The following is an 11,009-nucleotide window of genomic DNA, read 5'->3' as shown; positions in this document are numbered from 1 at the left end:
TAATTATTTATAAAACTCTTATCCAAGCTTCTTTTTAAAGGAAGTTTATGAAGTTTTTTAAAATCCCTAAACTGCACTTAAATTCCAAAGAGCGATAAGAAATGTTTTTAGAAAGTTTTATTCTTTAAAAAGTTATCGCTTTATAACCAAGCCCTTTAGTTTGATTGTAAGAAACGCTTCTAGCGTTTTAGATTTTTATTCTTTATTCTTTATTCTTTATTCTTTATTCTTTATTCTTTATTCTTTATTCTTTATTCCGTTAGTGTTGCTTTTTTATTTCTTTTGTTTTTAACTTTTTTAGTTTGGGGTGTTGTTTTTGATTTATGGTGTTTAACTTTTTGTTTTTGCATGCTCTAAACCGATGAGAGATTGTTTGAAGTCTTCCCTGCTCATAAAACTTGCTAATTAATGCACCTCTTATCTGCCATGTCTTCAACAAATCTTTTTTCTGCCTAGGCTCTGTGGTTTTAGGTTTGACTTTTTGATGGTTGTTTTTGCATGCTTGATTTTATTGGTGGTGTTTGGTTTTTCTGTATCTTTGCCTTAAGACAAACCATAGAGTCGGCTTGCTACCCCAAAATTCAGGCACTCTTAAGCTAAGTCTAAGTCTACTATACTCAAAAGCTTATAAAATCATCAAAAAGAGTGCTGAAATGAATGTTTAATCAGATTGTGCTTTATTCTTGTGATTGGGTTTTTTGGCGCGAATAAAACCCTAAACGCAACAGCCATTCCTTCTCTTGACTTTGGCTCTTTTTCCATGCCAATCACTGCCAATTTCTCAGATGGTGCGTTAAATGTATTCAAATGGTTTGAAAAACACCCATCAGTGGGTGTTAAAGTTGGTCGGCTTGCAAATCAAGACGACACTATCTTTACTCTAGTTTTCATTGTGATAGTTGTCGCAATAATTGCCCTTATCGCTATTTTTATAAGGAGTATATTACTAAACACAATTTTTGTAGGATCGCTCATAGGATCTTTATGGTTGTATATGGTAGGGTTTTATTATTTTTATGGTGTTCCCTTTTTGAGTTATTTGAGCGGTTGTTATGAATCGTTTTCTTTCTCCGCTTGCTATCCTGATAGTTTGCAGCTACTCCCCACCCTTATGCAGTATTCGCCCATTTACTCCATAATCAAACTTCTTGCTCATTTTAATATAGAGATCACTATAAGATTATCATTTCTCTTGTTTGGGTGTGTATAGGGCTGTATTTTTTGTTATTGCAAGCGTTTTTTAGTCTTACAAATTATTGGTTGCAGAAAATTCAAGAAGGCAAAAAATTATCTTTTTTCCTCGAATCAATCATTAGGTTATTTTTTGGTTTTATGATAGTTTCTTTTATTGCCGTTCCATGCTACTATGTTTTATTGGCGATGGAATACCAAATAGCCTATGAACACCCAGGAGAATTAATAAGCACGATTGGTTTTGTTGCGTTAGCAGTGCTTGTGTATTACTTATGGGGTAATGGGAGAAGTTGCTATATGGGGGCACACCTTCCAATCAAGAGCAACAACTCTCCAATCAAGGCAACCAAAAGTAATGATTGTGATTGATCGCTAGGTCAATCTGACTTAAGCTCCAAAAAGGAATCTCAAGCCAAAAGACATGCAGTGTTAAGCCAATATGTTATTGGATTTTAGAGTTTTAGAGTCTTTTTAAAGGAACGCTTGAGCCAATTCAAAGGAGCAAAAAGAGGGATCGCTTCATTCCTTTTGAAAGAATGTGGGTTTGAATACAATATAGGAAAAAGACTATCATGCGAGCTATCCAATTAGATCTGATCAAAACTACCCTTTAATGGTTGTATCAATGAACTACATCGGCTCTAAATACAAACTCATTGCCTTTATTCAAGAAAATATCCATGCGGTTGTGGGGCAACCTTTTGGGTGTGATTTTTTACGATCTGTTCGCTGGGACGGGTATCGTGGGGTGTGCGTAAAGTGGCCTCTAGGTTCAACACTAAAAAAACCTTTTTTCATTAGACAGCGTGCTAAAAGCCACTGAATTTATCGCTAATACTGGATTGGGCGTTTGAGTTGTGGATAATAAGGTTAGTCCTAAACATGCTAACATGTCAAATTAGCTACATAAGAATAAGTTATCTTGTCTCTTTTAGCGATTTTGTGATTTGCAAGGAAAGATTTATGGATGAAATTAAAACGCTGTTAGTGGATTTTTTTCCGCAGGCAAAGCATTTTGGGATAATCTTAATCAAGGCGGTCATTGTTTTTTGTATAGGTTTTTATTTTTCGTTTTTCTTACGGAACAAAACCATGAAACTTTTATCCAAAAAGGATGAGATTTTAGCGAATTTTGTCGCGCAGGTTACTTTTATCTTAATCCTTATCATCACCACAATCATTGCACTCAGCACGCTAGGCGTGCAAACCACCTCTATTATCACTGTTTTAGGAACGGTGGGGATTGCGGTGGCGTTGGCTTTAAAAGATTACCTTTCAAGCATTGCTGGAGGGATAATCCTTATTATCTTGCACCCTTTCAAAAAAGGAGACATCATTGAAATCTCTGGCCTAGAGGGCAAAGTAGAAGCGCTTAATTTTTTTAACACTTCTTTACGCTTGCATGACGGACGTTTGGCGGTTTTACCCAATAGAAGTGTCGCTAATTCTAATATTATTAATAGCAATAATACGGCGTGTCGGCGCATTGAATGGGTTTGTGGGGTAGGGTATGGGAGCGATATTGAACTGGTGCATAAGACGATAAAAGATGTTATTGATACAATGGAAAAAATTGATAAAAACATGCCCACTTTTATTGGAATCACGGATTTTGGACAAAGTTCATTGAATTTCACCATTAGGGTTTGGGCAAAGATTGAAGACGGGATTTTTAATGTGCGCAGCGAGCTCATTGAACGCATCAAAAACGCCCTAGACGCTAACCACATTGAAATCCCTTTCAATAAGCTAGATATTGCTATTAAAAATCAAGACTCTTCTAAGTGATTGGTGTGAGACGCATTGATTGTAGTGATACTTGAAATTTAAAGGAGACCCTATGTCAAGCGATTTTAAAAACCTTTTCATCGGTGCTAATAATTCTAAACGCACCAAGTTAGCTTAATAGCGAAAAAAACCCTATCCATTCTAACTCGTTATCATCTCTCATTGATGCCCGCCTTTAAGGAATACAAGGAAGCTAAAAGCCAACTACCTCTCTTTAAAATCTCTGTCAACTCTAACCAACCCCTATCCGCTCAATTAAACGAGTATGATAAGAAAAAGTCAGCGTTAAGAGCCGTTTTAAACACAAGGTCAAAAAGAGACAATAATCTGGTGCATTATGATGATTACTATGGCTCAAAAAATGAATACCACCGCTTTATCTATGAGCCGATTATGCGATCGGATGCTAAACTGCCCAGTAGCAGTTATCTCTGGTTATAGAACTTATAACGATAAAGCCATTATTGCGGATTATGGATTAAAAGAAGCCACCAAGATTTTAGAACTGAATGCGACAACAGAGAGCGAGAAAAAAGAGGAAGTTGAAGCCCTTTTAAAACCCTTTATGCTCACTAACACTGATAACGAAAAAAGAACCAAGTGGTTGAGAAAAAAGCTAGACCTATACAAGGGCTACATAGGATACAAAATTGTTAAAGGTTATACAGAGAAGCAAGTATGCCACAAGCTAACATAGAAACTAGCTTCATTTGTTTTGAACTCAAACCATTCCATAATAAAAATCAGTTCAAAGACATCATAGTGAATTTGGGTAGGGAGTTCAACCAAGACAGCATTATTATCAACAGCCCTAAAGATAAGCGTGGGGCTGTATTCACTTTAATGTGCACTACCCCTTACCCCTACCTGATGCTTGATGGGGAAAAAACAAGACTTGGAGAACCCTTTGCTGAATTAAAAGACCCTAAATTTAGGAACTCTATCGCTGATGAAGCCTTACCTAATGGTCAGTCAAACCCTGATTTTTTGATTGCTTTCACGGAGTTTATGCGTAGCGTTGCTAAACACAGCTACAGCGAAACTAAAAAAGATAAAATCAAAAGAGATGATAAATCTAAATCCGCTAGGTTTGGGTTCTCTACCTATGAAAGTATAGCAAGAACTTATAAGGCAACCGAACAAAAAGACATTACCCTAACAGTGTTCTTGCTAAATTAAAAGCCAATTTGATAGAGAACGGGTAGAGAAAAATAAGAGGAACTAGGGGTGGTTGGGAAAATTGGAGCAAGTGGGTTCCTGGATACTCCTACGACTTGAACGCTTCCTTTACTATGGATAGCGTTCTAGATAACACATACAAACCCAAACCCCTTAAAACTAATCAATTTGATACTAACGCTGGGTATTGTTCCATTAACGAACAAGACCTACTCAATCAGTTCATCAATGTGAGTGCGAAATTATCCCACGACACCTTATTAGCGATAAGACAAGTAGAAAACATAGACCTAGTTTATGCTTTGATTAAAGACACCACTTATATGATTTTATCTTTGAGATTGATAAAGCGGTGAGGATTTCAATCAGCTAGTCATTGAAGTCCCCCAAATCCGTCCTTAAGAATGCAGAACTCAATCAAGTTAAAAATGCATTGACCTCACAAATTCATAATGGGGCGTATAGTTTCAGGGGTGGTGAGTGTGAAAAACAAAGCCCTTGATTTTTGCCAAATGAGTTTCTAGCGTTTTATTGACTAGGGGGTGCTTTGGGATATTCCCCTTTAAGCACTTTAAAATCTCTCTAAACGCTCTAAAAATCAGCATAACGAAAAATCAAAGTTTTAAAATCAAAGCTTCTTAATTTTATTCTAAAAAAATATTTTTTTAGGTTCTTTATCGTTAATATTTAATGAAAACAGAGCCAACAAACCCTTGTTATAGCCCCACAAAAACAAGGGGCAAAAAGCAAGGGCTACAATTAATCTCGCTGGATCCTTATGGCTGTGGGTGTGGATAGCTCTTCTTCAGTAGGGATTCTCAAATACTCGCCATTGCCCACTTTTCTTGTTGGTTTCACTACAGGCTGAGAAGGCGTAACGATAGACTCTAAACTCGCTCCATTGTTGTTTCTTTCAGCACCGGTGGCAATGATAGTAACACGCACATGATCAAGGGGGATATTTTCGCTAGTGTGTTGACCAAACTTGACATCAACATCTTGATTGGCCCGCTCTTGAATAAATTCGCAAGCTTGAGAATAAGCATACATAGAGTAATCAGGGTGGTGTTCAAAAAAGACAATAATGCTCTTAGCCCCATCAATAGAAGCGTCATCAAGGAGAGGCGATTGGATCGCATTTTCCACCGCTAATTTAGCAGACTCTTCGCCAGTGGCTTCACCAATACCCATTAGTGCAAACCCTTTAAAACCAAGAGCGCTTTTTAAATCGGAAAAATCAACATTAATATCCCCAGGTTTAGTGATAATGGTAGAAATACCACTCACAGCCCTAACTAAGACATCATCAACTTCCTTATAGCATTCTTTAGTGCTAGCGTTTTTTTTCATCGTCAAAAGAACTTTATCATTAGGGATAACCAAAATAGAATCGCTAGATTGCTCCAATTCCTTCAATCCCTCTTCGGCTTTCTTGCTTTTTTGAGACCCTTCGTATTTGAAAGGCTTGGTAACGATAGCGATCGTGAGCGCTCCCACTTCTTTTGCAATTTTGACAATGGTAGGGGTGGCTCCAGTCCCAGTCCCTCCTCCAAGCCCTGTAGAAACAATGACTAATTTGGCGTCCTTGATCGCTTCTCTAATTTCATTAGCACTTTCTTCAGCGGCTTTTTTACCAACATCAGGAACTCCCCCAGCGCCTAAACCTCCAGTAGATTCTTTGCCTAAAAGGATTTTAACCGGAGCAGGATTGTTTTTAAGGTGTTGGCCATCAGTGTTTGTTGCAATGGGGGTAACATCTTGATGCACGCCGTATTCAACCAAGTGTTTGATCATGTTAGATCCCCCACCTCCAACACCGATGACGACAATCTTAGCCCCTTTGTAAGCTGGATCGCTTACTTCTTCAATGTTTGCTTGACCGATATTATAATTTTCCATCTCTGATTGATGAACCATAGCCACTTTCCCCTTGAGATACGATTTTTGCAAATCTAAACTTTGATAGATAGTTAGGGGATTATACCATATTTTCTAGCTTTTGATAACTATCAAGGCGTTTTTATCGCATAAGAAACCGCCATGCCTTAAAAGATTTTAGAAATCTTATCAAGAAAACTTTTAAAAAAGCCTTTTTGCTCAACGGGTTTTATAGGCAAGAAGTCATCATTTTTAGCGGTATTTAAAGGAGCGCTAGGGGCTTTTAAATCGCTCAAATTCCTTTCTGTGGGCGATGAATGGATATGGGGGGTGGAGGTTGATTGATGGGGGTTTTTCATATAATCATCGCTTTCATGGTAGCGGATAATCCCTTTAGAGTCTCTTTCATAATTGGTATGCCCCCCTGCTTTGTATAAAATCAAGCCGACCACGACTGAAAAGCGAGGATCTTTCAAGTCTTCAAACATGCCCATGATATTGTATTTTTCCATAGGGGTTGCCAAACGTACAGGGTAATTGGTGAAATGGATTCTGGCTAATTCTTTGATCCCTTTCATTAAAGCCATTCCGCCGGTTAAAACAACGCCCCCGCCTAAATGTTCTTCTAAACCACTTTCTTGAATGCTCCTGTGGATAATTTTAAAAGTTTCTAACGCCCTTTCCCTCATGATGGATTGGATTTCACTAAGCGGCACGATATGGTTTTCATTACCATCCGATCCAGTGGTGGGGATTTGGACATTTTGAGAGGGCGTTTCTCCTTCGCTTTCAAAAGAAAGATCGCCGTATTTGATCTTCACTTCTTCAGCGCAAGGGAATGGGGTGTTGAGCATGTGCGATAAGTCAGTGGTTAAATGGTGAGAGCCTACGGGTAAGTATTTGTTATAGCGTATAGAATTGCCGCTATAAATCGTAAGGTTGCATGTTTCTCCGCCCATATCCACGCAAGCCACGCCCAATTCTTTCTCGTCATTAGACAAGGTAGCAATCGAGGCTGCATAAGAATTGATCACGATGTTTTCAATCTCTACCCCAGATTGCACCATGATTTTTTCTAAATTTTCAATGTTATTTTTTTCTGTATAGACAATGTGGATAAAGACTTCTAGGCGAGTCCCGCTCATCCCTAAAGGGTCATTCACTTCTTGCTTGTCTAAAGTGAAGCGGTAGGGGAGAGCGTGCAAAATATGTTTGTCATTATCTAAGCCTGCTTTAGCGCATGCGTTATTGATAGCGCGATTGATTTCATCTATAGTAACCACATTATCTTTAGTGCTAGCCACACCGGTAACATCTCTAATGCTTTCAGTATAAGCCCCAGAAAAAGAAACGATTGCTTTAGTTTTAGGGTGATACGATTCTCTAAAGGAGGAAATGGGGTTGTTTCTGTCTTCATCAGCGTTCAAACCTGCCATTTTTTTAGCGCTATTGATCACTTCTTTAATGGCGCTAGAAGCATGGGCAAGGCTATTGATACGACCTCTTTTAATGGCTTTTGAATTGATTTCTTTAGAGTCTTGATGAGCGGTGCCAATGATGCGTAAAATCCCGTCTTTAAATTCAGCCACTATCGCACAAATCTTCCTAGAGCCTATATCAACCCCTATAACGATTTCTTTATGTTCCATTATTTCCCCTTGCATTTATTGAATGTATTTGACTATCTTATAGCGTTTTTTTAATTCTTCCATCAAAGCCTTATCAAAAAAATCCGTTTTAGTGTTATTGACCAGACGCTCCATATACTGGCTTTCTTCGGCGCTAAATTGGTGGTTGAAATTTTGTTCTGTGATTTGATAAAGCACCACTTTATCGCCCATAGTAACAAACCCCTTTTTTTCTTGGCGGTTAAAAAGGGTGTTGATAAATTTAGCGCTTTCTTCTTGACTAAGCTCACTAATACTGTCTCCAAAATTAGGACTCACATAGCCCACGCTTTTTCCCTTAAAATCCTTAAGCTTTTCTTTGGCCAAAGTTTGCAACGCCGTAAGGGTTTTTTCTTGAGTCAAACGGGTTTTAAGAGCGTTTTTGGCTCCATCAAAATCTTGCAATTCGTCTTTAATTTGAGAGAGAAGTTGCACCACAATAAAACCATCTTTAAAAGGCTCCGGTTTTAGGATTTCAAGGGGCTTGAGAGCGGTGAGTTTTTGCGTGATTTCAGTGGTATAGGGGGAGCTGTTTTCTTCAAAATCTTGCGCGGTGTAGTTTTGCGTGTTCCCCTTTTTTAAAGCGATATAACTCCTTAAAGCTTTTTCATTCGCTTTTTGCATGCTCAAATCATGCTTGACTTGCTCTTGAACGCTTTTAAAATCCTGCAATTTCCCCTCTTTGTCCAAATAAGACGCCTTGTTTTTGTTGTAGTATTCTTCTAATTCTTTCAAATCGGATTTTTCTAAATTAGCGTCAAAATATAAGGATCGTGTTTTAAAGCTCGTGGGCTTTTTAAAGTCCTTTTTATGGGATTGATAATACTTTTTCATTTCTTCTTCATTAAGAGAGATTTTAACATCGCTAGGCTTTAGGATAAGAATGTCTAACTTGTCTTGCAATTTCGCCCAAAGCGACAGACTGGATTGTTCCAAAGGGGTGGTGGTTTTGGGGAATAGAGTGCTGATTTTTTGAACGATCAAAAGCTTTTCAACGCTTTCTTCAAAGTGTTTGGGGCGGTAATGGTTTTGTTTTAAGATATTTTTATACAATTCTTCATCAAAAACGCCATCTTTTTGAAAAACGCTCGTTTTTCTAATCTCTTTAGCGATTTCTTGTTTCGTGGCTCCAAGCCCCAAATCCAAAGCAAGATTTCTCAATAAGGCTTGATTGATGAGAATATTAAGAGCGCTTTTTTCTAAATGCATGGCTTTGATTTGCTCTTCAGTGAGTTCTTTAAAATCAGGGATAGACTCAGCATAAGCGTCTTTAAGGCGGCGGTATTCTTGGGCTAATTCTTCTTGAGAAATCTTAATTTTTCCCACTTTGGCAGCGCTATTACTATCTAATGAAAAGCTGTATTGCCCCCAGCCTATCATTCCGGCAGCAATGAAAGCGATCGTGCTTATCCATATTGTAACCACTAAATATTTTCTATGATTTTGCATCCATTCAATCATAAGAACTCTAATCCCTTTTCAAAAACACGAATTTAGGTTTAAACAACCTTATAGTAAAATCAAATAACCTTATTTTAACCAAAGGTTATTAAAATTATCCTTATTATAGAGAGTTTTTAACATGAATTTTCAAGAAAATCTGGCCGCTTTGGATTTAGAATACCTTTGGCACCCTTGCTCGCAAATGCAAGAGCATCAAAATTTCCCCATTATCCCCATTAAAAAGGCTCAAGGGATCTACCTCTATGATTTTAACGATCACGCTTACATGGATTTGATCAGCTCATGGTGGGTGAATCTTTTTGGGCATAATAACGCCTACATCAGCCAGCAGCTCAAACATCAAATTGACAATTTAGAGCATGTCCTTTTGGCCTCCTTTAGCCATAAGCCTATTATCACGCTCTCTCAAAGGCTCTGCCAGCTTACGGACATGGACAAATGCTTTTATGCAGATAACGGCTCATCGTGTATTGAAGTCGCTTTGAAAATGAGCTATCATGCCCATTTGCTAGAAAACCAGACGCACAAAAAAAAGCTTTTTTTATCGCTCTCTAATTCCTATCATGGCGAGACTTTAGGAGCGTTAAGCGTGGGCGATGTGAAACTTTATAAAGACACTTACACCCCCTTATTACTCAAAAATCTCACTACACCCGTGCCTAAAAATGACAATGAGATAGAAAACGCCCTGAATGCTTTAAAGCGTTTGTTGGATACGCATGCTAAAGAAATTTGCGCTTTTATTGCAGAGCCTCTTTTGCAATGCGCAGGGAATATGTATATTTATAGTGCGAAATATTTAAAGCAAGCCGTTTCATTGTGCAAGCAAAAAAACATCCACATTATTTTTGATGAAATCGCTACCGGGTTTGGGCGCACAGGGAGCATGTTTGCTTATGAGCAATGCGGGATCAAGCCTGATTTTTTATGCTTGTCTAAAGGGATTAGTGGGGGGTATTTGCCTTTAAGCGTGTTATTAACCCACAATGAAATTTATAACCGATTTTACGCCCCCTATGAAGACAATAAAGCGTTTTTGCATTCGCACAGCTACACAGGAAACGCCCTAGCTTGTGCATGCGCGAACGCCACGCTGGATATTTTTGAAAAAGAAAATATTATTGAAAAAAACAAGGCTTTGAGCGAGTTTATTTTTAATGCACTCCAAAATGCATTGAAAGATTTGATAGATCAACAAGTGGTGTCTCATTTAAGGCATTTGGGCATGGTTTTTGCCTTTGAAGTTTTTATTCAAACCAAAGAGCGTTTGAGTTTGGCTATTTTTAAAAAAGCTTTAACTAAAGGCTTGTTACTGCGACCCTTAAACAACACTATCTACCTCATGCCTCCTTACATTATCACGCATGAAGAAATTAAAAAAGCGATCATAGGGATAGTGGAAGTGATTAATGAATTAAAAAAAGGCTGAAAACAAATGAAACAATAAAGAGCTTGAATTTAATCAAGCGATAATTTCTTTTTCTATTTTTGATTTTAAAATCAAGTTTTTAACTTGATGCTAAGCCTACTCAATAAAACCTACTCAATAAAACCTACTCAATAATCTTTGGCACTACAAAATAATGATCTTGGCTGTGTTTGTTCTGGCTTAAAATGTCTTTAGCTGTGTTTTGGCTCTTTGGCTCATCTTCTCTTAAAGGCGTGCTAAGATGCGCATCTGTTTTTAACTCATGAGTTTCTAAAGCAAAAATATTTTCCACAAAGCCTAAAACCTCCGCTAAATGACCTTTAACGCTCTCTTTATGCTCGTCTTTAATCTCTAGCATGCTCAATTTTTCTAAGCGTTGCAATAGTTTATCATCAATTTGCATTCTTTTC

Annotated in this window: 12 protein-coding genes and 1 pseudogene; 9 read left to right on the top strand and 4 right to left on the bottom strand. The window is 37.9% G+C overall.

All coding sequences use genetic code 11. The features are described 5' to 3' along the window. Positions 1-685 precede the first annotated feature (685 nt). The 8 genes and pseudogenes from QT74_RS06205 (at position 686) to QT74_RS08705 (ending at position 4,517) form a co-directional block, all read left to right on the top strand. Complete coding sequence (locus QT74_RS06205) at positions 686-1,210, top strand: hypothetical protein (RefSeq protein ID WP_229261608.1); 525 nt, start codon at positions 686-688, stop codon at positions 1,208-1,210. Between the two features lie 50 nt (positions 1,211-1,260). Next, positions 1,261-1,563 carry a hypothetical protein gene (locus QT74_RS06200; RefSeq protein WP_229261606.1) on the top strand — a complete coding sequence of 101 codons (303 nt, stop codon included), beginning with the start codon at positions 1,261-1,263 and terminating at the stop codon, positions 1,561-1,563. A gap of 256 nt (positions 1,564-1,819) precedes the next feature. Further along, positions 1,820-1,949, top strand: a pseudogene (locus QT74_RS08450) (DNA adenine methylase); the annotation flags it as partial. Positions 1,950-2,157: 208 nt separating this feature from the next. After that, complete coding sequence (mscS, locus tag QT74_RS06195) at positions 2,158-2,982, top strand: small-conductance mechanosensitive channel MscS (protein WP_033765458.1); 825 nt, start codon at positions 2,158-2,160, stop codon at positions 2,980-2,982. 165 nt (positions 2,983-3,147) lie between these two features. Further along, entirely contained in the window at positions 3,148-3,423 is a 276-nt protein-coding gene (locus QT74_RS08540; RefSeq protein WP_080247191.1) for a hypothetical protein, read from the top strand. Beyond that, on the top strand, positions 3,386-3,679 hold the full coding sequence (locus tag QT74_RS06190) for a hypothetical protein (RefSeq protein ID WP_128033106.1): 294 nt from the start codon (positions 3,386-3,388) through the stop codon (positions 3,677-3,679). The genes QT74_RS08540 and QT74_RS06190 overlap by 38 nt, the downstream gene beginning before the upstream one ends. Further along, positions 3,661-4,161: a hypothetical protein gene (locus QT74_RS08710; RefSeq protein ID WP_033765456.1), complete on the top strand. Its 501-nt coding sequence runs from the start codon at positions 3,661-3,663 to the stop codon at positions 4,159-4,161. Before QT74_RS06190 ends, QT74_RS08710 begins: the two co-directional genes overlap by 19 nt. A 113-nt stretch (positions 4,162-4,274) precedes the next feature. Continuing rightward, positions 4,275-4,517, top strand: coding sequence for a hypothetical protein (locus QT74_RS08705; protein WP_033765454.1), 243 nt, complete (start codon positions 4,275-4,277; stop codon positions 4,515-4,517). 403 nt (positions 4,518-4,920) lie between these two features. On the opposite strand, the gene ftsZ is transcribed toward QT74_RS08705, so the two are convergent. The 3 genes from ftsZ to QT74_RS06165 all read right to left on the bottom strand — a co-directional run bounded on the left by ftsZ (position 4,921) and on the right by QT74_RS06165 (position 9,167). Then, the gene (gene ftsZ / locus QT74_RS06175) at positions 4,921-6,078 is read right to left on the bottom strand and encodes a cell division protein FtsZ (protein ID WP_033765452.1); all 1,158 of its coding nucleotides are present in this window, start codon (positions 6,076-6,078) and stop codon (positions 4,921-4,923) included. Positions 6,079-6,206: 128 nt separating this feature from the next. After that, positions 6,207-7,688: a cell division protein FtsA gene (gene ftsA, locus QT74_RS06170; RefSeq protein ID WP_020972606.1), complete on the bottom strand. Its 1,482-nt coding sequence runs from the start codon at positions 7,686-7,688 to the stop codon at positions 6,207-6,209. Positions 7,689-7,703: 15 nt separating this feature from the next. Then, positions 7,704-9,167, bottom strand: coding sequence for a peptidylprolyl isomerase (locus QT74_RS06165; RefSeq protein ID WP_033765450.1), 1,464 nt, complete (start codon positions 9,165-9,167; stop codon positions 7,704-7,706). Positions 9,168-9,288: 121 nt separating this feature from the next. Between QT74_RS06165 and QT74_RS06160 the strand changes: the two genes are divergently transcribed. Further along, entirely contained in the window at positions 9,289-10,599 is a 1,311-nt protein-coding gene (locus tag QT74_RS06160; RefSeq protein WP_033765448.1) for an adenosylmethionine--8-amino-7-oxononanoate transaminase, read from the top strand. Between the two features lie 124 nt (positions 10,600-10,723). Here the strand turns inward: QT74_RS06160 and gatC are convergent, their stop codons facing one another. Beyond that, positions 10,724-11,002: an Asp-tRNA(Asn)/Glu-tRNA(Gln) amidotransferase subunit GatC gene (gene gatC, locus QT74_RS06155; RefSeq protein ID WP_033765446.1), complete on the bottom strand. Its 279-nt coding sequence runs from the start codon at positions 11,000-11,002 to the stop codon at positions 10,724-10,726. Positions 11,003-11,009 lie beyond the last annotated feature (7 nt).

Origin of the sequence: Helicobacter pylori SA213A, assembly GCF_000476275.1 — a bacterium.
Taxonomy (GTDB): Bacteria; Campylobacterota; Campylobacteria; order Campylobacterales; family Helicobacteraceae; genus Helicobacter; species Helicobacter pylori_CL.
The sequence above is the reverse complement of the archived record's forward strand: the minus strand, read 5'-3'. Positions and strand labels throughout refer to the sequence as shown.